The sequence below is a fragment of the Galbibacter sp. BG1 genome, from assembly GCF_013391805.1.
In the GTDB taxonomy this organism is placed as follows: Bacteria; Bacteroidota; Bacteroidia; order Flavobacteriales; family Flavobacteriaceae; genus Galbibacter.
In genome coordinates this window covers 3,410,516-3,436,560 of the sequence record NZ_CP058364.1, presented here as the reverse complement: position 1 = coordinate 3,436,560, position 26,045 = coordinate 3,410,516, and the positions used below count along the sequence as shown (strand labels likewise).

The 26,045-nt window shown below is 33.7% G+C and carries 22 protein-coding genes; 10 read left to right on the top strand and 12 right to left on the bottom strand.

Annotation, left to right across the window (positions count from 1 at the left end):
- Position 1: 1 nt before the first annotated feature.
- The 5 genes from HX109_RS14935 to HX109_RS14915 all read right to left on the bottom strand — a co-directional run bounded on the left by HX109_RS14935 (position 2) and on the right by HX109_RS14915 (position 6,473).
- Positions 2 to 1,150, bottom strand: a complete 1,149-nt coding sequence (locus HX109_RS14935; protein ID WP_178953465.1) for a glycosyltransferase — start codon at positions 1,148 to 1,150, stop codon at positions 2 to 4.
- 4 nt (positions 1,151 to 1,154) lie between these two features.
- The gene (locus HX109_RS14930) at positions 1,155 to 2,162 is read right to left on the bottom strand and encodes a glycosyltransferase family 2 protein (RefSeq protein WP_178953463.1); all 1,008 of its coding nucleotides are present in this window, start codon (positions 2,160 to 2,162) and stop codon (positions 1,155 to 1,157) included.
- A complete protein-coding gene (locus HX109_RS14925; protein ID WP_178953461.1) occupies positions 2,149 to 3,213 on the bottom strand; it encodes a polysaccharide pyruvyl transferase family protein in 1,065 nt (354 codons plus the stop codon). Before HX109_RS14925 ends, HX109_RS14930 begins: the two co-directional genes overlap by 14 nt.
- Positions 3,210 to 4,715 (bottom strand): lipopolysaccharide biosynthesis protein, encoded by a 1,506-nt coding sequence (locus tag HX109_RS14920; RefSeq protein WP_178953459.1) that lies wholly within the window; start codon positions 4,713 to 4,715, stop codon positions 3,210 to 3,212. Before HX109_RS14920 ends, HX109_RS14925 begins: the two co-directional genes overlap by 4 nt.
- Positions 4,716 to 5,072: 357 nt before the next feature.
- Positions 5,073 to 6,473, bottom strand: coding sequence for a nucleotide sugar dehydrogenase (locus HX109_RS14915; RefSeq protein ID WP_178953457.1), 1,401 nt, complete (start codon positions 6,471 to 6,473; stop codon positions 5,073 to 5,075).
- Positions 6,474 to 7,001: 528 nt separating this feature from the next.
- Here HX109_RS14915 and HX109_RS14910 point away from each other — a divergent pair.
- The 5 genes from HX109_RS14910 (at position 7,002) to HX109_RS14890 (ending at position 14,533) form a co-directional block, all read left to right on the top strand.
- Entirely contained in the window at positions 7,002 to 8,135 is a 1,134-nt protein-coding gene (locus HX109_RS14910) for a DegT/DnrJ/EryC1/StrS family aminotransferase (RefSeq protein ID WP_178953444.1), read from the top strand.
- Positions 8,132 to 10,093 carry a polysaccharide biosynthesis protein gene (locus HX109_RS14905; protein WP_178953442.1) on the top strand — a complete coding sequence of 654 codons (1,962 nt, stop codon included), beginning with the start codon at positions 8,132 to 8,134 and terminating at the stop codon, positions 10,091 to 10,093. Before HX109_RS14910 ends, HX109_RS14905 begins: the two co-directional genes overlap by 4 nt.
- Positions 10,094 to 10,103: 10 nt before the next feature.
- Positions 10,104 to 10,868 carry a polysaccharide biosynthesis/export family protein gene (locus HX109_RS14900; protein WP_178953440.1) on the top strand — a complete coding sequence of 255 codons (765 nt, stop codon included), beginning with the start codon at positions 10,104 to 10,106 and terminating at the stop codon, positions 10,866 to 10,868.
- A complete protein-coding gene (locus tag HX109_RS14895) occupies positions 10,868 to 13,213 on the top strand; it encodes a GumC family protein (protein ID WP_178953437.1) in 2,346 nt (781 codons plus the stop codon). The genes HX109_RS14900 and HX109_RS14895 overlap by 1 nt, the downstream gene beginning before the upstream one ends.
- A gap of 84 nt (positions 13,214 to 13,297) precedes the next feature.
- Positions 13,298 to 14,533: an agmatine/peptidylarginine deiminase gene (locus tag HX109_RS14890; protein WP_178953435.1), complete on the top strand. Its 1,236-nt coding sequence runs from the start codon at positions 13,298 to 13,300 to the stop codon at positions 14,531 to 14,533.
- Positions 14,534 to 14,592: 59 nt separating this feature from the next.
- Here HX109_RS14890 and HX109_RS14885 read toward each other — a convergent pair whose 3' ends face one another.
- A complete protein-coding gene (locus tag HX109_RS14885) occupies positions 14,593 to 15,333 on the bottom strand; it encodes a tyrosine-protein phosphatase (protein WP_178953434.1) in 741 nt (246 codons plus the stop codon).
- A gap of 465 nt (positions 15,334 to 15,798) precedes the next feature.
- Between HX109_RS14885 and HX109_RS14880 the strand changes: the two genes are divergently transcribed.
- Positions 15,799 to 17,139, top strand: a complete 1,341-nt coding sequence (locus HX109_RS14880; RefSeq protein WP_178953432.1) for a fibronectin type III domain-containing protein — start codon at positions 15,799 to 15,801, stop codon at positions 17,137 to 17,139.
- A 34-nt stretch (positions 17,140 to 17,173) separates the two neighbouring features.
- Here HX109_RS14880 and HX109_RS14875 read toward each other — a convergent pair whose 3' ends face one another.
- From HX109_RS14875 to tsaE, 5 genes are all read right to left on the bottom strand, one after another.
- On the bottom strand, positions 17,174 to 17,566 hold the full coding sequence (locus HX109_RS14875) for a DUF4258 domain-containing protein (protein ID WP_178953430.1): 393 nt from the start codon (positions 17,564 to 17,566) through the stop codon (positions 17,174 to 17,176).
- A 6-nt stretch (positions 17,567 to 17,572) separates the two neighbouring features.
- A complete protein-coding gene (locus tag HX109_RS14870) occupies positions 17,573 to 18,772 on the bottom strand; it encodes an alanine dehydrogenase (protein WP_178953428.1) in 1,200 nt (399 codons plus the stop codon).
- Between the two features lie 42 nt (positions 18,773 to 18,814).
- Positions 18,815 to 19,348, bottom strand: a complete 534-nt coding sequence (locus HX109_RS14865) for a hypothetical protein (RefSeq protein ID WP_178953426.1) — start codon at positions 19,346 to 19,348, stop codon at positions 18,815 to 18,817.
- A gap of 131 nt (positions 19,349 to 19,479) precedes the next feature.
- The gene (locus HX109_RS14860; RefSeq protein WP_178953424.1) at positions 19,480 to 19,656 is read right to left on the bottom strand and encodes a hypothetical protein; all 177 of its coding nucleotides are present in this window, start codon (positions 19,654 to 19,656) and stop codon (positions 19,480 to 19,482) included.
- A 141-nt stretch (positions 19,657 to 19,797) separates the two neighbouring features.
- Positions 19,798 to 20,202: a tRNA (adenosine(37)-N6)-threonylcarbamoyltransferase complex ATPase subunit type 1 TsaE gene (tsaE, locus tag HX109_RS14855; RefSeq protein ID WP_178953422.1), complete on the bottom strand. Its 405-nt coding sequence runs from the start codon at positions 20,200 to 20,202 to the stop codon at positions 19,798 to 19,800.
- Positions 20,203 to 20,477: 275 nt separating this feature from the next.
- Between tsaE and HX109_RS14850 the strand changes: the two genes are divergently transcribed.
- From HX109_RS14850 to HX109_RS14835, 4 genes are all read left to right on the top strand, one after another.
- Positions 20,478 to 21,578, top strand: a complete 1,101-nt coding sequence (locus HX109_RS14850) for a hypothetical protein (RefSeq protein WP_178953410.1) — start codon at positions 20,478 to 20,480, stop codon at positions 21,576 to 21,578.
- 231 nt (positions 21,579 to 21,809) lie between these two features.
- Entirely contained in the window at positions 21,810 to 22,880 is a 1,071-nt protein-coding gene (locus tag HX109_RS14845; protein ID WP_220399472.1) for a hypothetical protein, read from the top strand.
- A 227-nt stretch (positions 22,881 to 23,107) separates the two neighbouring features.
- Positions 23,108 to 24,325, top strand: coding sequence for a hypothetical protein (locus tag HX109_RS14840; protein WP_178953406.1), 1,218 nt, complete (start codon positions 23,108 to 23,110; stop codon positions 24,323 to 24,325).
- Between the two features lie 17 nt (positions 24,326 to 24,342).
- Positions 24,343 to 25,569, top strand: coding sequence for a hypothetical protein (locus tag HX109_RS14835; protein WP_178953404.1), 1,227 nt, complete (start codon positions 24,343 to 24,345; stop codon positions 25,567 to 25,569).
- A gap of 41 nt (positions 25,570 to 25,610) precedes the next feature.
- On the opposite strand, the gene HX109_RS14830 is transcribed toward HX109_RS14835, so the two are convergent.
- A complete protein-coding gene (locus HX109_RS14830) occupies positions 25,611 to 26,000 on the bottom strand; it encodes a hypothetical protein (protein ID WP_178953402.1) in 390 nt (129 codons plus the stop codon).
- Positions 26,001 to 26,045: the final 45 nt, after the last annotated feature.

Here is a 26,045-nt window from a genome sequence, read left to right as displayed (position 1 = left end):
TTTAAGCGTAGGATGTTTCTAATTGATGGAGTTGCTCTTCTATAAGGGCTTCCACAAGCAATCCATTATTGTTATGCACTATTTTACTGGACTTCGCTAGGGTTTTTTCTTTATAGCTTTTTAAAAGCTCTTCGTTTTTCAGGATCGCTTCGAAACCGTTTAGTAATCCTTTTTTGGAGTTTTCTACAATCATCCCCACCTCTCCATTATCCAAAAGTTCATCCATACCCGCACAGGCTGTGGTTAGCACAGGAGTTCCCAGAATTATGGATTCGGTTACCGCTGTGCTGTACCCTTCTTCAAAAGAGGAACAAACAAATAGATCTGCATTTCTAACATATTTTAAAGGATTGGACTGAAACCCTAATAGACTCACATGATTTTCCATTTTATGATGTTTTATAAGCATTTCCAGTTCTTGTTGGAGCTCTCCTTTACCAATAATATATAAATGAATGTTTTTATAGGTTTTTGTGAGTTCTGACATTACTTCAATGAGTCTTTGGTAACCTTTTTGTCGGTTTAGCCTTCCGACGGAACATAAGTTTATGGTATGTTCATCAAAAACAATATCAGTAACCGGCTCTTTACTTTTTTTGATGATTTCCCTAGTATCCACAACATTATGTATTACGCGCCCCTTTTCCTTAGGGAATTCCACTTCTTCAAAAAGGGAAGCCAAGGATCGCTTTGAAACGGCAACGACTTCATCTAACCTTAGATAACATTTTTCCATTTCGTTTTTAGAACGAAACACCTTTTCAATTCCAAAATTTTTTAAATCGATATGAAGCCATGAAATAAGCTTGGTATTTTTAAATGGGCAACCGCTGACCATTCTAGTTGGAACTCCTTCTAAATAGGCGATTACAACATTATATTCTTTTTTTATGAACAGTTGATAAAGTTGTTTTGGAGTAAACAATTTTTGCACTACGGACCAACCGCGAAATACTTTTTTAAAAATAAATTCCTGTTTTATATCCGGATTCAAATTTTTTCTATTCACCCCTTCCTCAAAATAGGTGAGAAGTGTGATGTCGTATTTAGAGGTATCCATGGTATTTAAAAGATTAACAAGCACTTTTTCAGCGCCGCCACCTCTCAAATCTGGATGAACAAACAATATGGTTGGTTTGGTTGGCTTCATCGGTCTAAACGGATTTGATTAATAAACTCAGAAGTTTGGTTTGTTTCCATACGAAAAACTGTGAGAAAAGTTTCTTTTTAGGCGGACAATTGGTTGAAAAGGAATAATGCTTCGCACAAAACTCAAACATGGGAGTGGCTCTTATTTTTGCTAAAAAAGCAGATAATTTGGTGTTCTCGTTATTGTTTTTTTCGTTATGAATAAGTTCAAAAAGTGCGTGTTCTATATAATTACGGGAAATATCTTTTTTATAGGCGTCATCATTCAGCTTAAAGTCGTTATACACATTTAAACGGGCATTAAACTGCGATGAATATTTTTCCAGTAAGTTCGATTTGTAGTTGGTCTGGGTTAAGGAATTTGGATTATAAACATAGCAATAGAGGGGCGCTTCAATACTGTAAACACCACGGCATGTTAAAAGACATCTCAGATTGAAGTCTGAATCTTCCCCCAAAAGAACCTTTTCATTAAAAAGTAAATTGTTTTCTTTTAAAAAAGAGGTTTTATAAAAATAAGACCAGCTGAACCATAGCAACCTATTGCCGAGGGTGTCTTCTTTTAAAATTTCTAAAATTTCAAAGTGATCTATAATTCTACCTTTTGGTAAAGAGGAGTAAAAAGGAGAGATATGACCGTTTTTATGATATTGATAGCCAAAGTTTAGGAGCTCTAAATTATTGTTAGTGGCTGTGGCATGGCAAATGGTCAGCGCATTGTTGACGATAAAATCGTCACTATCTAAAAAGAAAATAAAAGAGCCATTGGCTTTTTTAATTCCATAATTACGGGCAGAAGACAAGCCTCCATTGGTTTTAAAAAAATAGGTAAAGCGTTTGTCTTTTATTAGATATTCTTCACATATTTCTTTAGAAGTATCGGTAGAGCCATCATCAATCAATAAAACTTCATAATTTGTGTAGGTTTGCTCCAATATGGAATCGAAACAACGCCGCAAAAATGCTTCGCTGTTGTAAATGGGAACAATGATTGAAATTTTATCGGTTTTCATTTTTAATAATCTTTTTTACTTCTTTAAAATACTCTTTGGTCTTATTGGAAAAATTAATTTGATTTGTGGCTTCAAAATAATTGAGATGGCCACGTAATTCTTCAATATCCACTTGTTCCATAAGCCTTATATAATCGCATTTTATATAGCTGTTTATGGCATTTTTTACTTTGCTGTTTTTACTGTTAATGGCGATGCAGGGAGTTTTGGTAATGTAGGCAAAGATGACACCGTGCAGTCTATCGGTTATTACAATAGAGTGTTGTTTTATGGTATTTATGAAATCTAGAAATGCTCTATTACGATATTTGGAATTTGCCATGTTTTTATGATGGGAAGTATCAGAAACCGTAATGTTATCATCGTGATTAAAGGCTACATTTTTAATAATTTCCTTTTCATCATCATTTAAGGCGCTCTCCACATCGTCTCTTAGCATAAGTAAAATGCCCATTCTAGCATACTTTGGTTCACTTAGGTCTAATGTTAAAACAATGTCGGGACTTAAAGCCAAATCCAGGTTTTGGAATTGAGATTTCATTTTTGCTAGAGAAGATTGATCCCGAATTAAAACTAACAAGTTGTCGTGCGCTTGGTATATTTTTTTAGCGGTGTGGATGGTAGAATTACTTTCCTGCTCTCTAAAACTATAGGATTGTGGAAAGGCAATTACCCTATTTTTAGGAAATGTTTTTACAATTTGTTGACGGATGCGTTCTAAGCCATAATAGGTATCTCCCATATTACCGCCGCCAATGGTAGTAATGATATCTTCTGGGTTAATGACCTTTTTAATGGCCAATAAATCGGTAAATGATTTCTTAAGCGGAATTTCAATTACTTCATGTTTTGGAAAACAAGTTCTTAGCATTGCAACCTGTGCATAAGTAATTGCAGCATCACCAATATTTTTATAATCAGCAGCCATAAAAACGAATACTTTCTTGGTATTTTTTAAATGCTTATAATTTTGGTTGGTGATAGCCTCCCGGTAAAGAATGGTTTTTTCTTTATAGGAAAGTGGAATCAATTTTTTTAATGTTGAGATCATGCCAGTATTTTTTTAGGAATTAAAGAGCGAACAAGTTTTCTTTCTTCAGTATTCATACATTTAAACATAAAACCGATGTAGACTATGGCAAATAGGCTTATTTTAACCAGCAGTCCCAACCAACTATGATTTCTAATTAATAGGAGTAAAGGATAGCTAATAGCGACGGTCAGTAAAAAATAAATAAGTTGTGATGAAAAGTTCTTGAAATAGTAATTCATATCAATTTTTAGCTCTTTGGAAAGATACCACCACATAACAAACCTTTCAAAAAAGATAAAGACCACTATTGCTATAATAAGTCCCATAGCTCCATATTGCAAGGACAAAAACCATCCTAAGGCTACGCCAAATAAAGTGGTCAGTAATAAAACAATACCCCTAAATTTATGTTTGTTTTTGGCTTGTAATAGATCGTTCCCAAAAGATTGACTTAAGGTGAAAGTGAGTCCGATCATAATTAACAGCGTATACCAATATGCTTGGGCAAATTGAGCACCTACCCACAAGTTTATAAATTGTTGTCCGACCAGAATAAAACCGCCCAGAATAAAAAATAGGATATAGGTGGAGAGCCTCGAGATTCTTATAAAGGTTTTTGTTAAGACTTCCGGAGCATCACTTCTTACTGTCATTTGCATTGCTTTGGGAAGGAAAAGGGAGGAAATTGCCGAAGAAAAGGCTCCGTAGTAACTACCCAATGTAATACCAACTGCGTAGATGGCTACAATTGTTGTGTCGTAATTTAACCCTAGGATTAATTGCCCAAATTGCCATCTTAATTTATTGACCAGAGCAAAAACAAATACCCAAATGGAATAATTAAAAATGGATTTGGCAAGGCTGCCTTCAAATTTATAGAGCTTTACCTTAATTTTTAGTTTACCAAAAGCAATGTACGCCATAGCTATTATGAAGAGCAAATTCATAATAGTATCTATTATAACCAAACTAATGGAATCTCCACCGTAAAAAAGGATAAATACGACCAAAATAGATCTGGCAATGTATTTATAAATGTTAACGGCTTTTGGTAGGGTAAAGTTTTCGTAACCCATACACATGGCTCTAAATGCACCCCCAGGAATGGTAATGGCTACATTGAAGATTAATATGAGCACCATTATTTTAGCCTTGTGGAGTTCAGAAGGGGTAAGGGTTTCAAAAATAGAATCGATATTTTGATATCCTAGAAACCCGAAGATTACAACGAGAATAGAAATAAAAATATAGATAATAAAAGATATGGCAAGAAAGTTCTCCTCACCTTTTTTATCATTTTCCGCTCTGTACTTTGCTACAAAGCGAATAATGGAATTATTAATACCGAAATCGAGCACAGTTAAATAGCCTACAAACGCTCCAATCATGGTATAAAGGCCATATTCTGAGGCTCCTAAGGAACGTATTATAAAGGGAGTAAGTACTAAGCCAACAACATTGGTTAGAAATATGGTAACATACGATAAAATAGCCCCACCTTTAATTTGTTTGGATAACATAGTCGTGTAAACTCAATTAACATTTAAATTTCTTTGCTATTAATCCATTTAATGATAATTGGTCACCTTTGTGGGCAACACCAGTAATTGGCAGGTGCAAGGCGTAAAGGCCTTATTTTTTTAGGGGGAAGAAATAGTTGGCATAAAACTTTTGAAGGTTTTTAGTCCTTATATTTCAGGGTTAAATATCTATAAAAAGAAATAAAGAGTCGGGATATTAATTTAAAATGCTAAAATTTAAGATGAAAAGCACATTTTAAAAAAATAGAAGTTCTAAACGGAAGTTGAAAGGACCTAAAAATAGAAATCCTGATTAATTATTTAACTAATCAGGATTTATAAGTTTGAAGTAAGCTTTTAAGAATTTTCACCTATTCTGTAATAGTTGAAGCCTATTTCATTTAACTTTTCTTTGTTGAGAATTCTCCTACCGTCGAAAACAAAGGCTGGTTTGAGCATGTGTTCAAATATTAGTTCCCAATTATATTCTTTAAATTCATCCCATTCTGTAAGCACTGCAATGGCATGAGCCTCTTTGGTTGCTTCAATAGGATCGTTTACCACTGTTACCAGTTTTCTGTTCTCTTCTTCAGACCTTGTATTTAAATAATCGAGATCGGCATAGATCCGCTCTGCGGTTACCTTTGGGTCGTACACTACAATTTCAGCTTGCTCTTCCAATAAGGAGTCAGCAACATAGATAGCAGCAGATTCCCTAGTGTCGTTCGTGTCCTTTTTAAACGCCCATCCGAAGAAAACAATTTTTTTACCAGAAACTGTATTGTAAAGAGTACTTACAATATTATTGGCAAACCTTGTTTTTTGGTAATTGTTCATTAAGATTACTTGTTCCCAATAATCGGCAACTTCGTGCAATCCATAGGTTTTTGCAATGTACACCAAGTTGAGGATATCTTTTTGGAAGCAAGACCCTCCAAAACCAACAGAAGCATTTAAAAATTTAGGACCAATTCTACTATCGAGTCCTATTGCTTTCGAAACCTCCTGAACGTTAGCATCTGTCTTTTCGCAAAGTGCAGATATGGAATTAATGGAAGAGATACGCTGAGCTAAAAAGGCATTGGCTACCAATTTCGATAATTCTGAGGACCAGATATTGGTTTTTAAAATATTACTTTTTGGTAACCAGTTTTCGTAAATAGCGCTTAAGGCTTCTTTGGCTTCTTCGCCCTCTGTAGTTTCGTCTCCACCTATTAAAACCCGGTCTGCATATAACAAATCGTTTATCGCAGTACCTTCAGCAAGAAATTCGGGATTAGAAAGAATTTCAAAGTTTACCTCATTGCCGGTATTGTCTAAAATATTCTTAATTGCTTGGGCCGTTCTAACGGGAAGCGTGGATTTTTCAACCACTATCTTATCATCTTTTGCAACCTTTGCTATATTTCGGGCACATAACTCTATAAATTTTAAGTCTGCCGCTTGCCCTTTCCCTTTTCCGTAGGTTTTTGTGGGGGTATTTACGGAGATGAAAATCATTTGTGCTTCATCGATAGCCTTATCCACATCCGTAGAAAAAAATAGGTTTTTATCGCGGGTTTCGGCCACAATTTCCTTTAATCCGGGTTCGTATACGGGAAGTTTATCAAGGTTCTCATGGTTCCAGGCTTTAATGCGCTCTTCATTTATATCGACTACCGTAACTTGAATATCTGGACATTTATAGGCTATAACCGACATTGTAGGGCCACCGACATATCCGGCTCCAATACAACAGATTTTATTTATTTTTTTCACTATTTGGGTTTTCAAATAAGATTAATAAAAAGTGCCAAATTTCGAAATGGAAACTCAGCAGACATTGCAAATATAAAAGCTTATTGGAAACTTATGGAATTTAGCATATGATATTCTTTTCTTGGCGTGAACCTTTGTTTGACTTGTATAAAATTGATTTAAACGGACTTATAATCAGGAGAAAAGGCCTAAATAACCGATAAAATATCAATTATTTAACTTCAATTTAGCAATACAGTAGTTAACCGATTTTAAACTGTAATTCACCGAATTAGACGATAGGCAATGGAATACTTTGCTACTTTTAACCTGTTCCTTTTCATATTAAGTTGATTAATAGCAAGGTGTTGATTTAATATTAAAGAGAGAACAATTCATTTAAAACTTCTTTCGGGGTTTTTTCAAATTCACTTTCTTTTTATTGTTCAACACGCTTGGAGTAGAGCGTAGAATTCTCTTTCACCGAGCTAGAAAACCAGCCCGTCTTACACACTATAGCTTAACTCTTATGGTAAACATAAGGGCACTATGATATCAACAGAAACTAAAATATGGCTTTCTTCCCCCCACATGGGCGGACAAGAACAAAAGTATGTTAAAGAAGCTTTTGATACCAATTGGATTGCACCACTTGGTCCAAATGTAGATGCTTTTGAAACGGCCATAGTAGATTACCTAAATGAGGATGTTGAGGTTGCTGCAGTGGCCTCTGGTACTTCCGCTATACATCTAGCACTTATTTTGTTAGGGGTGGGGCAGGGAGACCATGTACTTTGCCAGAGTTTTACATTTAGCGCTTCTGCAAACCCTATTTTATATCAAGGTGCCGTACCTATTTTTATAGATAGCGAAGAGGAAACCTGGAATATGTCTCCTGAACTTTTGGAGAAAGCAATTTTAGCAAGTATTGATAAAAATAAAAAGCCCAAAGCAATTATAGCCGTTCATTTATATGGTATGCCTTACGATGCTTCAGAAATCAATCAAATAAGTAAAAAATACGATATACCTGTTATAGAAGATAGTGCAGAAGCATTGGGGAGCTCATATTTGGGGATTAAATGTGGAACCTTAGGAGATATCTCCATACTATCTTTTAACGGAAATAAAATAATAACCACATCCGGCGGAGGTGCATTAATTACCAAAAACAAAAACTTAAAGAAAAAGGCTGTTCACCTGGCTACACAAGCTAGGGATGATGCACCCCATTACGAACATTCTAAAATTGGATATAATTACCGAATGAGCAATGTGGTAGCTGGAGTAGGCCGTGGGCAAATGGAAGTGCTTCCAGAAAGGGTACGGCAGCGAAGAAGAAACTACGATTTTTATAAAAAAAACCTTAGCGAAATTGATGAAATATCATTTCTAGAAGAGCCTGCAGGGAGTTTTTCAAACAGGTGGCTTACTACTATTTTGTTAGACTCCTACCACAGTAGGGAGCAACTTCGTCAAGAGCTTTTAATGGAAAACATTGAGTCACGACCATTATGGAAGCCAATGCATTTACAACCTATTTTTAAAAGTGCAGAGGCCTATACCAATGGGGTGTCTCAATCACTTTTTGAAAAAGGACTTTGTTTGCCCAGTGGTTCAAATTTGGCCGAGGAAGACCTTTTTAGAATAACCAACCTAATTAAAAATACCTTTTTAAAATGATTTACAAATATCTAATTTCCAAAGCTCCCCGATATGCCTCTAAGTGGCTGGTACTAGCTGTAGATATTCTACTGGTATTGCTTACATTTTTTATGGTTTATTTTATTCGATTTCACCTTACGTTTAATTTCAATATTAAAAATTTATTGTTGGAATTACCCGTTTTAGGCGTATTGGCACTTTTGAGTTTTTTAATAACAGGTTCTTACAAAGGGATTATTAGATATACAGGGGTAAAAGATTTAATGAACATATTTATCGCAGTTACCCTATTGGCATTTTTCACCTCTGCACTTGTTGTGGCAAACAAAGAGCTGGCAATAGTTCCCGGTTTAACCATACCGAAATCCATCATTATAATGCACGCTTTTCTAAATTTTGTGATTTTAGCAAAGTCCCGATTGGTTTTTAAGTTGGCCTATCAATATTTAAAATGCAAAATGAAATCTACCAAACGCATTTTAATTTATGGGGCGGGAGAAGCAGGGATAATGACCCATAATGCATTGATAAATAATGTAGATCAAAAAAATAAAATCATTGCCTTTATTGATGATGATAACAACAAAATTGGGAATAGCATTAATGGAACAAAAATTATGGATAGTTCTTTGGTTGATGAAGATTTTATAAAAAAATACCAAATCAACGAAATAATTGTAGCCATGCATAATACGGCTTCGGCGCAACTGAGATCCCGAGTGGATAAATTAATTGACTTTGTACCGACTATAAAAGCAGTACCGCCAATAGATAAATGGATCAATGGTGAGCTTAATGTAAACCAGATTAAACCAATTCAGCTCGAGGATTTATTGGATAGAACCCCAATTAATATTGAAAACAAAGAGCTTCAAAAAGAGTTTAACAACAAGGTGTTATTTGTTACAGGAGCCGCAGGCTCTATTGGAAGTGAGATTTCTAGACAGTTGTCTCATTTTCACTATAAAAAATTAGTACTGATAGATATTGCAGAATCTGCATTATACGATTTGCAACAGGAATTAAAACAAGAAAATATAAAGAATTTCTATCCTATTGTTGCCGATGTTCGCGACCAACACGCGCTGGACAGGATTTTTGAAACTTTTAAACCAAACATCATTTTTCATGCCGCAGCATACAAACATGTTCCGCTTATGGAAAGCAATCCGTATGAGGCGGTTAAGATTAATGTTGGAGGAACGCGTTTAGTGAGCAAAATGGCTCTAAAATACAATGCGGATAAATTTGTATTTGTTTCTACTGACAAGGCTGTAAATCCTACCAATGTAATGGGAGCCACCAAAAGGTCTGCAGAGATATTTATAGGGAGTTTACAAGAGGAATCTAGGCATACTAAGTTTATTACTACCCGTTTTGGGAATGTATTGGGATCTAATGGGTCTGTTATTCCCTTGTTTAAAAAACAACTTGAAAAGGGTGGCCCTTTAACCGTTACCCACGAAGAAGTTACCCGTTATTTTATGACAATTCCTGAAGCTTCCCAATTGGTGTTGGAAGCCGGCACTATGGGTAAGGGGGGAGAGATTTTTATATTCGATATGGGGGAAAGTGTGAAAATTTTAAACCTTGCCAAGAACATGATTCGCTTATCTGGATTGAGATATCCAGAAGACATTGATATAAAAATAACCGGTTTACGTCCCGGGGAAAAATTGTATGAAGAACTTTTGGCAAATGGTGAAAACACCTTGCCAACGTATCATGAAAAAATAATGATAAGTAAAACCAAGGAAATAGATTACAAGCGCTTAAAAGCAAAAATTGATTCCCTATGCGTATTGAATCTTTATCATGACAAAAATATCATTGTAAAAAAACTAAAGGAAATAGTTCCTGAATTCATTTCTCAAAATTCGGATTACGAGTGTTTGGACACGAAAGTAATTCGCAGTAAAATTCCCAATTACGGTATTTTGCAATCCCTTAACTATGTACACCCTAATGCTATTTAATGTTCTTATAATGATTAAATCCTTGCAAACCAAAAATTTACTTTGTTACCTATTATTAATCGCTACCGCTATATCCTGTGGTTCTCGAAAAGACATTGTATATCTACAGAACGCACAACAATTTGAAACAGAAGTAGAAACAAATACATTTGAACCTAAGTTTAAGGTAGACGATATTTTAAGTATTTACATCTCTAGTTTCGATATGGCGGCCACGGCACCTTTTAACCTTTCCAAAGGAACTGGTGAGAATGTAGAGGAACTGGAATATATAATTGATAAGGAAGGAAATATTGATTTTCCTGTTTTAGGAAAAATCAAATTATTAGGTCTTTCCACGAGTGAAGCCAAAGAGCTTTTTAGAAGCAAACTTACAGAGGAAGGGTATTTAAAAGATCCCATTGTCAATATCCGAATTAAAAACTTTAGGGTTACTGTGCTGGGACAAGTAAGGCAGCCGGGAACATATAGTATCGCAGGAGAACGTATTACCATTTTGGAGGCTATTGGCCTGGCAGGCGACCTTGAAATTAAAGGGAGAAGGGAGAATGTGTTGGTTATCCGCGATTTTAATGGAGTTAAAACCTATACACGAATTAATCTCACAACCAAAGAATTTATCCATTCCCCTGTCTATTATTTAACTCAAAACGATGTAGTGTACGTAGAACCAAACAATTCAGTCATAAAAACATCTACTCTAGATAATAGATTAACCATTGGTCTATCTGTATTTTCAATAATGCTAACCTCTATAATAGCAATAACTAGATAATGAAGAAAGAGTATGCACATAGCGAAGATATTTCAGCGGAACCTTCTAAAATGAACATCAAGGAGTTTATAAAACCCTATGTTAAAAATTGGTATTGGTTTGTTCTAAGCCTTGGGTTATTGGTTGTAATTGCTTTTCTGTACCTAAGGTATTCCAAACCGATTTATGCCGCAGAAACCACTATTCTAATAGTTGAAGAATCTAAACTATCTCCAGAAGTAGCTGTTTTGGAAGGATTATCGAATTCTTCAATGAACAATACAAAGGTAGATGGGGAGATTCAAATTTTAAAGTCGCGAGCTTTAATGGAAGAGGTGGTAGAAGATTTAAAACTTAACCGACAGCTTTTTGTAAAAGGTAGAATAAACGATGAAGAGGTTTATAGCAATAAGCCATTTAAGGTAAATTATCTGGAATCAGATTCAATTCTTAATAAATCATACAACCGTTTTAAAATAAAAATCACTTCCCCTACAGGCTTCGATTATGTAGAAGGAGATAACCCTCCTAAAAGTTTTCTCTTCGGTGAGAACGTTCCAACCTCTTTAGGAAACGTAATTCTAATTCCCAATCAAGATTATTTCAGTAATTATATGGACAGGTCCATCGAAGTAGTGGTCACGCCTGTTAAAAACGTTCGCGAACACTATAAACGTAAAATTTCTGTAGCACCCATTGCCAAAGGATCTAATATTCTATCCATTTACTTAACAGATCCTGTTCAAGAAAAGGCTAAGGATATCGTGAACAAACTCGCTGAAGTTTACAATCAAAATTCCATTGACGAAAAAAATCAAGTGGCCAAAGCTACCTCCACGTTTATCGACGATAGGATTAAGTTAATTTCTACGGATCTTTCTGAAGTGGATATTACCAAAGAACGTTTTAAGGTAGGAAATAAATTGACGGATATAACTTCGGAAGCCGGGATATTTTTAGAAACGGGGGCGCAAAACGAGCAAAATTTAATTCAGTTAGAAACCGAGTTGAATACAGTAAACCATATGTCTCAGTATGTAAAAAATCAAGAAGGCTATAAGTTACTGCCCTCCAATATCGGCTTGTCTGATGCCAATATAACGTCCATAAGCACAAAATACAACGAATTGGTTTTAGAACGCCAGCGGTTATTAAAAACTTCTGGGGAGAACAATCCAATAGTGGTTCAGTTAGATCAGCAATTAAATGGTTTAAAATCCTCTATGGAACAAAGTCTTACCAATTTAAAAAGTACCATTAATATTCGTGTAAGTAATTTAAGAAATCAAGAAAGTTTAATCAACTCCCGTATTTCCTCGGTACCTGGACAAGAAAGACAAAATAGGGATATCCAAAGGCAGCAAAATATAAAAGAGACCATTTATTTGTACTTATTGCAAAAAAGGGAAGAAGCCGCTATTTCCATGGCCGCCACTTCTCCAAATGCTAAGGTTATTGAACCAGCGTATAGTAGTTACAATCCGATATCTTCAGGGAAAAAAATATATTTTGCTAGTTTGTTTTTAGGCCTGTTGTTGCCATTTGGATTCATTTATGTAAAAGAATTGCTCGACACCAAAATTCATAAAAAATCTGACTTAACGGAGGCTATGCCGAACATTTCTGTATTGGCGCAGTTGCCAAAAATTGAAAACAAAAAGGGATTGACCATTGAAGAAAACGACCGTTCAGTACTGGCGGAGTCTTTTCGTATTTTAAGAACCAATATCGATTACCTTTTCAAGAAAAAAGATCAACCGCAAAGTGAGGTCATTTATGTTACTTCCAGTATTTCTGGGGAAGGCAAAACCTTTATATCCTACAATTTAGCATCGGTTTATGCCTATTCCAATAAAAGAGTATTACTTATTGGGGCGGATATTAGAAAACCAAGTTTAACCAGTTTTATCGCAAATACTTCAAAAGTTGGACTTTCGGAATATTTACATGGAGATGCCACTCTAGAGGAAATTATAAAGCCCGTGCTGTCGTTTAATGATTTGGATATTATTCAATCAGGAAAAATTCCGCCGAATCCAGCAGAATTGTTAATGGATAAAAAACTTGGCGAGTTGTTTGAAACTGTAAAGCAGCGGTACGATGTTATAATTGTGGATACGGCACCTGCAATGCCAGTTACTGATACGATATTGATTAGTGAATTTGCCGACCGCACTTTATACGTTACCAGAGCGGATTACACAGAAAAAGCCCTATTAAAATTTGTGAGCGAAGTCTATCGGGAGCAAAAACTAAAAAATATGTCTTTAGTTATAAATGATGTAAAAAATGCCAATCTTGGATATGGTGCCAAATTGGGTTATGGCTATGGCGCACAACTTGAAAAACGTAAACGATGGTTTTAGTATTATTAAAGATGCTATATCTTTTTTTAATGAATTTAATCGGATTAAATTTTTAAAAGTAAGTTGTGTTTAATTATTCAAATTATGAGACTACTAACTTTTTTTATTGTAATTATTATAACAGGTTGTTCAGAACAAAAAAAAGCTGTCAAAGAATATTCATTCCCACCCGAATGGGAACCCCATGAGGCTGTTTGGATTGATATTAACGATTACTGGTCGCCTTACTCCGTAAAAGGTCAGATTACGACAAGACTAGAAATAGTCAAAGCACTTCATGAAAAAGTGACAGTTAAAGTCTTAACAACTTCAGACTCTCTTTCAAATTCTTTATTGGAAGAAATGGTGCAAATGAGTATTGACACGTCAAAAATCAAGATGGTTATCCATCCTTTACCTAACAACTTTATACGTGATACTGGCCCCATTTTCCTAACCAATGGTGATAGCCTTGTAATGGCTAACTGGAACTGGAAATGTATTAATTTATGGTGTGACGAAACTAATAATTTAAGAGGTACCATTGACGATAGTTTGGCCAGCAGATTTGGCTATTCGGTTAAATCATCCCCGATTAACTATGAAGGTGGAGCCATAGTTGTTAATAATCATTCTGCTTTATCAATATTGGATTATGCTTTAGAGCAGAACGAGGGGAAAATTCCCATTGAAGACATTGAAACTTCCATTAAGGATTTATACGGAAAGGATCAAGTCATTTGGTTAAAAGGAATTCCATTAATTGAAAGAAATGGTCTTAAAATTGAAAATTACTTTGGAGCGGGTGCGGATGGGCATATTGATGCACTTGTAAGATTTGCCAATGACAGTACATTATTAGTGACAACTATCTCAGAGGAAGACAAACTAAAGTCTCCCCTTCAAGAGCATGACTATGAAATATTTCAGAACTATCTAAAACAATTACAAAAGGCCAAACGGGTTAATGGAATGCCCTTCACTATCGTAGAAATTCCTTCCCCCGATATTAGTTTACATGTCGGCACCCTTCCTGCGTCAGTCATTTGGCAATTACTGGAACAATTTAGTTTGACAGAACAATTTTCAAAAGAAGACATGATAAATTATGTCCCCGTTATGGGTTATGCTAACTATTTGGTATCTAATGAAGTAGTATTGGTTAGCCAATACTGGGAAAAAGGACTTCCTGAATCCGAAAAAAGAAAGGACGAAAATATGATTGCAATTCTTAAAAAATATTTTCCCAATCGTGAAATTATTGGGATATCTGCCAAAGCTTTAAATTGGGATGGAGGTGGAATTCACTGTTCAACACAACAGGAACCTAGAATAAACTAAACACAGCATTGTATAAGTCGCATTAAAACGACCGCTTATACTCACCGGTATCATAATAGTTATCCAAATGTATTGTTGGTATTTTCTACAATTTCCTGCACTTTGCTTTCATAGCTTTTTTTCAAAATTATTTCAGAAAGGTTGCATAGGTGTTGTTGGTGATGCATGTCTGTACCTAAAAAATCAATAAAACCCTCCTCAACCAAGTCCAACGCCATTTTATGAATGCTTTTACCGTAATAAATACTCAAGGACAATGCATTGACCTGAAGTTTACATCCTAAACTTATTAAAACCTTAAGCACATGTGGTTGGTTATGAAAATACCTGTAACGTTCGGGATGTGCCAAAACCGGAATATAACCGTTGGTTACCAGTCTTTCCACAACGCGTTCTACATTCATGGGAACCTGTAAAAATGGAAGTTCGAATAAAATATACCGATCATGTAAAAAAAGCAGATTTTTGTTATCAATAAGTTCATCAAATCCTGTATCCAGCATATATTCAGCTGCCACGTTGAATTTATTAAGTTTAACTTCCTTTTCAGATAAATGATTTTTCAGCAAATCATAACTAGTACCTATCGTTTGAGGAGTATTAGGGTAGAGGTCTGCCATAACGTGCGGCGTTGCAATAAAACCATTAATTCCGAGGGTCTGTGCTTTCTTGATCAAAAAAAAAGAGGCTTCCAGATTTTTAGCACCGTCGTCTATGGAAGGTATTATATGACAATGAATATCTACAAAATTATCGAATAAATCTACCAGTCTTTTTTTCTTAGTAAAAATAGATAGCATAGGCATAAGTTTGGAAAAACAAAATACAGAAATTCTTTTAAATACTGGTTATAAATCGATTATGCAAAGTTAAATTGGTCTAAAATGCAAAAATGATGTTGTTTAAACTTGTATCTTAAAGAAGATTTTAAATTCTTTTATTATGTATTTTTCACTGACAATGTTGCAATCTCCTGCTGAAATTCCGAAACCAGGAAATAATGAGCCATTGGATTTACAATCTTGGTCGGAAGTTATTATTTACATCTTAATACCCATATTACTTATTATTTTCTATTTTGTTTGGCGGAATAGAAAAAACAGAAACCGTAGGCGTTGAGGTTGTATAGTATTGGAAACTTACAGCCGTTACGATGGGCTAAAATGTTAAAATTCTTGATGTTAACATCTGCTCTAGGTGTATTGCACGTATTTATTTTGGAGATGTATATTACTTTCTAAAAAACACCTTTAAAAACGTAATTAATGAAAAATGTAGCTGCCAAACTGGGCTCTTTGAGTCTAGTATTTCTTTTTGTATTATTTTCTTGTGATGATGATAGAGAAGCTTTAGATCAACTTTTAAGTGATGACGAAGCCCCCACAAGGGTAACCGGTTTAAATGCCAGTAATATTAAGCCCGAGAGTTTGTTATTATCATGGGATGAGGCTACAGATAACATTAAAGTAACCAAATATGAAGTTTTTCAAGATGGTGTTTCCATCGGTCTTTCTGGAACATCTACAAGCCTTGAAGTAGCAAACTTAACGGCGGATACAGAATATGAGTTTTCCGTAACGGCTATAGATGGCGAGGGAAATACTTCCTCCATGAGTGAAATATTAACCGTTTCCACCGCCAAAGAAGAAGATACCGAAAAACCTTCCCAACCCACCAATTTAGTGAGTTCAAATATTACTGATACATCCGTAGACCTTTCCTGGACCGCTTCAACGGATAACGAAGAGGTTGTTAATTATGAAGTTTTTCAAAATAACGTAAGTATTGGTAAAACTGAAGGGGAACTTTCTATAGCTATTGAAGGACTTGAAGCTGGTATCACTTATCAATTTTATGTAATAGCTGAAGATTTGGCTGGAAATACTTCAGAACAAAGTAATACCATAGAGGTAACAACTGATTCTGGTGAAGACACCGAAGCACCAAGTGCTCCAGGAAATCTTCAGGCTTCCGAAATAACTTCTAGTAGTTTTACATTAAGTTGGTCTGCTTCCACAGACAATGAAGAAGTTGCCAATTATGAGATCTTTCAAAACAATATAAGTATAGGGACGACTTCTAATTTAACTTTCGATATTACAGGTTTAGATGCCACTACGACCTATGAATATACAGTTCAGGCCGTGGATGCTTCAGATAATATTTCAGAGATGAGTGAAGTTTTAGAAGTTACCACCACAGAAGATCAGGCTACTCAATCTGTATTGGAAATTATTATAGAAAGAGACGATCTTTCGACCTTACAGTCTACATTGGAAAGCACAGGTTTTGATAGCGGTTTGGAAGAAGACGGTCCGTTTACAGTTTTTGCACCGAATAATACAGCATTTACCGCTTACGGTGATTTACCGACTGGCGTGGCATTATTTAGACTTATTGCCAATCATGTTACGAATGGCGATTTAAGTGCCGCAGAGCTTTTAGCGACCGGAACGGTTGAATCTGGAACTGGAAATACACTTACTATTACAGAGGACACCAATGGCGATCTAATTATAAATGGAAATGCAAGGGTAGTTATAAAAGATGTTCAAGCGACCAATGGAGTAGTACATATTATAGATGCCATAATTCCGAATGAATAAATAATTGGCATGAGAAAGCTCGTTATTGGAGAAGCTAATTTTTATTTATTTCTAGAATTTCAGCTTTAAACCTGCAATTCTTTACCACAAGTTCTGTAGGTTCCTTATTTATTTCACCGTTGATAAAGTAGGTACTACATTTTTCTTCGGAAAGATCTTGGGTTCGGTCAACATTGCTTTTAGAAAAATTGACTTCCCCATAAGTTAGAATGGAATCTATTTGCTCCTTGGAAATTGTTTTATTGTCCAAAAGCTGTTGAATGTAAGGGGAAAACTCAATTTTTTCCTGTGTACGAATTGATTTTAGCGTTCTACAGTTGGGTAGATAGCAGAATTCTGCTCTTTTTTCCCTAAAAAAGTAAGCGAGAAAAATTAAACCAATAGAAACACCAACTAAATAAAAACCAACACGTTTTAGTAAAGACATATAAAATTAAAATATCAATAGATTTATATCGCGGTAAGAAAGGTCGAACCACTCTGCAATTGCTTTGTTTGTTAAGATGCCGTGGTAGAAATAGAGTCCGTTTCGCAGGCCTTTATCAAAGCGCAAAGACTGTTCCAGTCCGCCGTCCTCTCCAATTTTTAAAAGATAGGGCGTAAAAATATTGCTTAAGGAAACAGAGGCTGTTCGTGCGTAGCGAGCAGGGATATTTGGAACAGAGTAATGAATAACACCGTGTTTGGTAAAAGTTGGCTTATCGTGGGTAGTCACTTCACTCGTTTCAATACATCCGCCCATGTCGATGCTCACATCGATAATTACTGCGCCTTTTTTCATATTCTCCACCATAGTTTCCGTAACCACAACTGGAGCCCTGTTTATTCCACGAACCGCACCGATGAGAACATCGCAGCGTTTAAGTGCTTTTAATAAGTTTTTTGGTTGCAGGGTAGAGGTGTAGAGCATTCTACCGAGATTATTCTGTATACCCCTAAGTCTGGTAATAGAATTATCGAAAATTTTTACGCTTGCTCCCAAACCTATAGCAGCTCTTGCGGCAAATTCGCCAACGGTTCCAGCACCTATAATAACAACATCCACAGGTGGCACCCCGGTGATGTTACCGAACATGAGACCATTTCCGCTATTTGCGTTGGTCATAAGTTCAGCGGCGATGAGTACAGAGGCGGTTCCAGCAATTTCACTCAAAGCACGAACGGCTGGGTAATTTCCATCATCGTCTTTAATAAACTCGAAGGCTAACGCGGTAATACGTTTGCTGGCAAGGGTTTCGAAGTACTTTTTGCTGCACGTCTTTATCTGAAGGGCAGAAATAAGTATAGTTTGCGGATTTATAAGTTCCAATTCTTTAAAAGAAGGCGGCTCTACTTTTAAAATAATCGGACAAGAAAACACTTTTTTGGTATCAGAAGTAATTTCAGCACCAGCTTCGCTATACTCATTATCCGTATAATTGGCATCAATACCCGCTTTCGATTCAATTATTACCCTATGGCCATGCGCTGTAAGGGCATTCACGGCGTCTGGGGTTAAACAAACCCTATTTTCTTGATACGAAACTTCTTTAGGGATCCCTATAAATAATTCCCCTTTTTGTTTTAGCAATTCAAGCGTTTCCTCTTGGGGAATAAGCTCTTGTTTTGTAAAAGGTGTGTTAGGGTAATTCATTTTAGTTCCTTAAAAGTTCAAAGATAGCTAAACTATTTAAGTCTAAAAGAATTTGTTTTTCTTTTGCTGTACCTTTTCTTTTTCTTCATACTCCTTTAATTCGGCATCAATTTTATCTAAGTCTATGCCGTGAATATACTTATCTATTAATTTAATCCTTATGAAGTAGACTATAGGTATAACCACCATCATAATAGGTATTATGTAATAGATTTCAAATTCATCTAGATATTGAACATCATCATTTATAACACTTAATAACTGGAAAAAATACATGCTTATTGGTATCAAAATGACATGATACCACCAATGCTTACAGGTAAAAAACCAGAGAGTCAAAAGCATTAAAGGAACAAATTTTCCCAGAAAAAACCAAGCATATAAATATAGAGATCCATATTTTTGAGCTTCGAACTTAAATAACATAGTGTCCCAAACTTTACTTTCTGGAAAACTTTCATATAAGTAATACAGATATGGGGAGATAGCTATCAAAAGAGCAACTATCGAACCTATACTTAAAATTCTATGTTTTAAAAATCTGCTTCGGGTTGGATAAGAATCTAGGTTTTTCATTATTCTAAGATAAGATAGAATTAAATCTAAGAGATATAAGTTTAAATTCAAACCTCTAAAATTAAATAAATTCTATCAATCTGCAACTATTTAATTGATTTGTAAGTTCAAAATTAAATAATCATTTAGAATTAATGAAGTTTACCACCATCTTCCCTGTGTTTTTGTATTTGTTCTACGGTTACTCCTTGTTGATTTAAATCATATAAAGAATCTTCATCTGCTACACTACTTGGAGAACAGGAAACTAAAGAAACAGCTAATAAAGCGATTGCGAATACGGAGAAAATAATTTTTTTGAATGACATAATAGTATGATTTTTTGGTTTTTTGTTGTAACAAACGTACCAAAAAATAAGGTGCGGAGATAAAAAACCTTTGTTGTATATTCGTAAGTTTTTAATATACAGAAAGTTCTCTATCGTTATATTGTTTATAAATATAACGTTTTATTGAACGCTTATTGTTCTTTCATCGTTTAAATGTTTTTTTATATCGACAACGGTAGCGTTTTTCGGTAGTATTTCTTGCACTTTTTCAGGCCATTCCACAAAGCACCACTGATTACTGTATAGATAATCGTCTACACCTATTTGGTAAACTTCTTCAATATCGTTTATTCGATAGAAGTCAAAATGGTATGCTATTCCGTCTTTAATTTTATATTCATTCACCAAAGAGAAAGTCGGACTAGAAACCCGATCTTTACTCCCTAACTGAGAAATTAATTCTTTTATAAGGGTAGTTTTACCAACGCCCATTTCTCCATTGAATAGAATAATTTTATAAGGGCTATATTGAAGTAGCTCCTTAGCTATCTTGGTAATTTCATTAATTTTATACTTTAAGACCATATGCTGATTTTTTGTAAAATTAAGTTCAAAAAAATTAATAGCTTATTTAATAAAACAAATTTTATTTAAAATTAAAACGTTTGAAATTGGATATGGATTAGATAAACTTTATAAATTTATACTTTAATCAAAAACTTTTTATATTGCTTTTGTCCCATTATCGTATCAATTTTCGAGAAAGCATCATAATTGCTACTATTTTATTTGCCTCTTTTTTTAGCTTCTTTCATGTGTATGTACCTGAATCTCCAACTTGGAACACAGGTTTATTCGTAATGAAATTTACAGAGCATAGTTCTGCTCAGGGATCAGCTTATCATCTTTCAATTTTTCTCTCTCATATACTATTATATGCTCTTTGGTACATTACTTGTACCTATTGGTGGAAATATGGTATACTTGTTTTATTCGCAGGATCGATTTATAAACTATTGATATTTATTTTTTTTAGTATTGAATTACCGATTCATTTGGGAACTTATCCTAATTTATTCATTGCCATTGGTAGTAGCTTCATTTTATTCATAGTTTCAAGAAAAATTAATTATCCATTCAGGTATCAAATTTCAAATAATCATATCGATGCGGATAGTATATTACGCTATAGGACTAAGAATATTAGTCAATATAAAAATTTTCTTAATCACTTTATGGGTGTAATAACAACGAAAGAAATAAATAACGCTCAAGAACTTATAGCAAACGCAATTTTGATATCAGATGATGAAAAAACAAATACTGAAAACAAAATTGAAGGAAAGAATTACTCCTTGAAATCTAAAATTTTAGGAATTTTAATAATTATTGTCATATTCATGCTCCCTATAATAGATAGGATCTATTATATAGCACCAAATTCTAATGTTTGGAATTTAGGCTGGATAACACTTACTACGAGTAAATACAACAATTTTGCTATATTCTTTTGGCTTTTAACCTATATGTATTTAACGATGTCAATTGGTCTCACCATTTGGTTTTTTACAAGTAAGTATTGGTGGAAATATTTTTTACTAGTACCAATAGTACTTAGCTTATACGAAATAATTTCTGTGCTGAATGTAGATCAAAGATATATTCATGAGAATGAAATTTGGCAAGCACTACCTGTACTTTCTATGATAACACTTTTTTTAGTTTGGATATCTTTTAAAATCGACAACCATACACAGATAGAGAGTATTAAGGAACAAATAAAAATAGAGACTTTTAAGGTGATCGAAAGTTTAGCGGACCTCGAAAAGGAAAAGAAAATTAATCATCATTCTATAAAAATAGAGATTAATGCTATTATTTCAAACAAGAAATCTTACGAACCAAAAGAATATCTAGAAAAATTGGAAACACTCTACGCTAAACTTTCCGCATTAAAATAGTAATCCTAAATCAATGCGGAGATTATTATTTTTCTAATTTTGTTACCTCAAATCTAAATACAAATATCATTGAATTCATTTATTAAAAGGTTTTTTCTAAATGATTGGTTTATAATTTTATCCATTCTATTAAATACTTTTATAACATATCTATACATTTTAAGTCCTTATGAAAAAGAATGGGAGATTCCGTATTTGGGCTTTAAAATTATAAGCAATACTACCGTATATATGGCATTATATACTTCTATATTGCTTTTTGCAAGTATGATGTTTTATGCAATTTGGTTCTTTACTTGCAAGTATTGGTGGAAATATGGAATCATAATATTGCTGGTTAATGAATCTTATAAGTTTTTTAACTATGTATTCCAAAGTTTTCAGTTTACCATAGATAATACTGATTATCTAAAGTATATAGGAATCGCCTTTTTTGTCGTAATAGTATTCTGTGTCACTAAAACAATTTCTTATCCATTATTTTATAGGCAAAAACACGATAACATTGGTGCAGAAAGTATAATTAATTATAAGTTTAGAAGTCTAGGGCGCTATCAATTGTTTTTAGATCAATTTTATGATAAAGATATTTTGAGTAATCAGGCAAATGTTAAAGAAGTTCTAGCTGAAGCTTTTGCAATAACGGAGAAAAAAGGTAAATCTTTTGGTTTGCCATCCATGTCAGATTATTTTAATGAAAAAAGGATATGGGGCTATTTAATCTTACTTATAATGGTTTTTATACCCTTTATAGATAGAACTTATTATTTAGCCCCTGACGAAACAGTTTGGGATTTGGAAATCTTGAAACTAGAAACTGCCCTTTTTCCAAGCATCAGCTTATTTCTGTTTTTTGTTTTATATCTATATGGTACTGTATTTTTAAGCCTAAATATATGGTTTTTTACAAATCAATATTGGTGGAAATATTTTTTGCTAGTACCAATAATTATAAAGCTTTATGAAATCATCTCCGTTTTAAATCCAAATATCCGCTATTTTCACGAAAATGAAATTATACAAGCCTTACCCATACTTTTGTTACTTACTGGGTTCTTAATATGGATATCCCTGAAAATTGACAATTACCATAAAGTAGAAAGGATAAAGGAAAAAATAAAGGTGGAAACCTTTAAGATTGTTGCGTTGTTGGCTGAAAGGGAAAATGAGAGCAAAACTGTTGAGCTAAAGGAAGAAATTGAAGCAACCATAAGCAATAGAGACAACTACCAACCAGAAGAATATCTTTCGCGTTTGGAAATACTATATGAACAACTAACTAAACTTCAGAATAAGAATTAACCTTCTAGTTTTATTTTATGTTTAGCTTTTAAGAAATTTAAACGGTCTCAATTACTTAAAGTGAAAATCTTTTAACGAAGCTAGAGATTAATTATTTATTTGATAATAAAGACAACTACGATCCCGATATATATTTGTCTAAGCTTGAGTTTTATTATAAAAAGCTAAATTCAATTCAAAAATAAATTTCTATTATTGCGATAGCCTAACCCCAAAAATTTTACAATTTGTTTGCCAATAAGAAAAGATTTCTGCGTATTGATCTACTTATTATTGTTTTAATATTGGTAGCTTCCTTTATAACTTTTACACATGTTTATGTTCCAAGTGGGAAAACTTTGGATTTGGGACTATTTACTATTAATGTTATAAATGTATCAGCGTTATTGGCATACTACAATATTTCCTTACTGTTCTCTCATATTGTTTTTTACTCATTATGGTACATTACCTGTAATAAATGGTGGAAAAATATAATATTGCTTCCTTTCGTAAGTTCAGTTTACAAGCTGATTGTCTATGTGTTTTTTAGTATTGAAATTCCATTTAAATTGGCTATTTACCAAAAAATTATCGTAGCTGTTTTAGTTGGATTTATACTTGTTTTTATTTCCAGTAGAGCTAAATATGCTCTGAAATATAAATTGAGATTAAATGATATAAATGCGGATAATATTTTAAAATATAAGTTTAAGAGCGTAAAGCAGTTCCGAAATTTCTTAAATAATTTAGAGAATGCGGTTTACAGAAAAGGATTGCAACAAGCTCGGGATATTACTGCTGAGGCCGTAGTTCTTACAGATAGCAAGGAAATAGAAAAAGAAAATGATTCTTCTTCCAACTACCGATTAAGAGATTTCTTTATTGTCTTTATTATAACAACACTCCCTTTTATAGATCGTATTTATTATTTAGCGCCAGAATCATCATCTTGGGACTTGGGGTGGTTTGTTTTTTCCAATAGTAAATTTAATGATTTGGTAAACTTCTTTTATTTCTTCACCTATTTATATTTAACAATGTTTATTAGTTTGAATATATGGTTTTTAACTTCGACATATTGGTGGAAATATTTCTTATTAGTGCCAATAATTATGACGTCCTATGAATTAATATCCGTTTTGAGTCCTGATGTTCGCTATATTCACGAAAATGAAATTATACAAGCTTTACCCATACTTTTATTACTTACTGGATTCTTAATCTGGATATCCCTAAAAATAAACAACTACTCGAAAGTAGAAAGAATCAAGGAAAAAATAAAGGTGGAAACCTTTAAGATTGTTGCGTTGTTGGCTGAAAGTGAAAATGAGAGCAAAACTGTTCAGCTAAAGGAAGAAATTGAAGCAACCATAAGTAATAGAGACAACTACCAACCAGAAGAATATCTTTCCCGTTTGGAAAATTTGTATAATCAACTTTCTAAAATTCAAAATGAAAATTAGATTTTTAATTTAATTCAATGAAAAGAATAAAATCTGTTTTACCATCTGACATTATTATAGTAAGCTTATTACTGTTTGCATCTTTTATCACATATATTCATGTTTATCTTCCTGATTCTCAGCTTTGGGAAACAACTTTGTTTACCTTGAGGTCAAAAGATACAACTACGGTTCAATATGCTGTTTATTCTTCATGCTTACTTTTTTCTCACTTAATCCCCTACACACTTTGGTACATCACTTCCAATCAATGGTGGAGATACGGGGTATTAATTCTTATTTCGAATGAATTGTATAAATTGTTCATTGTTATCTATAATTATATAGAACTGCCATTTTCCGCACCTGAATATTTAATTTATGTATTGAGTGTGATTTTTTTAATTCTAATAATCATGGCTTCAAGGAAGCTTAAATATTCCTTTAGGTATCGTTTAAATGAAGATTATATGAATTCAGAAATAGTTTTAAATTATAAATTTCAAAATATATATCATTATCAAAATATATTAATTTCACTTGAAGAGTTGATTAGGGATGCTAGGGAATATCCTAAAAAACAAAAAATTATTGAATTACTTCAGTCCATAGATGAATCTGAATTTAAAAAAAATAATACTTGGTCACAAAATAACTCATTAGCAGTTTTTTTAGGTATTATTTTGATTTCTGCTTTTGTTGCCACCCCATTCATAGATCGTATATATTATATAGCACCTGAAACGGCTACTTGGCAACTAGGTTGGTTCACTATTGGTTCGTATAATCTACCTAATGTAAAATTTTTTTTCTGGTTTTTTACGTACTTTTATCTAACTTTTTTTATTAATTTAAATCTCTGGTTTCTTACTTCCAGATACTGGTGGAAATACTTCATACTAATTCCAATAGTGCTTACAGCTTATCAGTTAATTTCACTCTTAAGCCCTGACGTTAGATATATTCACGAAAATGAAATATGGCAGGCACTTCCTATTCTAATAATTCTTACAGGGTTTCTAATTTGGATATCCCTAAAAATTGATAATTACCATAAAGTAGAAAGAATAAAGGATAAAATAAAAGTGGAAACCTTTAAGATTGTTGCGCTTTTGGCCGAAAAAGAAAATGGCAATAGGGTAGCGGCCACAAAGCAAGAAATTGAACTCTTAATTAAAAATAAAGATTCTTACGAGCCGCAAGAGTATTTAAACAAATTAGAGCTGTTGTATGCAGAGCTTCAAAAACAAAAACATCCGGAATGACCCGGATGTTTTTAATCAAAAATGAAATGAATTTCGAAATTTTATTGCTCAGCTTCTTTTTTAGCTGCACTGATTTCTTGTTTAATTTTAGACATCAAATTATTTAATTCATCTTCTTGATGCGCTTTAATCTTTTGTTCGATTATAGCTTCTACTTCTTTATAGGTAAGTTTTCTTTCTGGTACTCCTTGTTCTGCCGTACTCGTGGTATCGGTGCCAAACATAGTACCATGACCAGTAACTACCCAGTTAATGTTTACAAATGGATACTTCTCTACAATACGTTCCAGAATATCACTTCCCACAGAGGCGTGATTCTTTTTCATACGTAAAGTGTAACCGTTAGATGCGCCTATAGACATATCAAATTGCCTAGCGCTCATTCCAAGTGATTGGATAATAGAATAAATTCTATCAATTGCTTTTGCCATTAGTGTTAATTTTGAGGGTTTATCAAAAATAGAAAAAAAACTCAA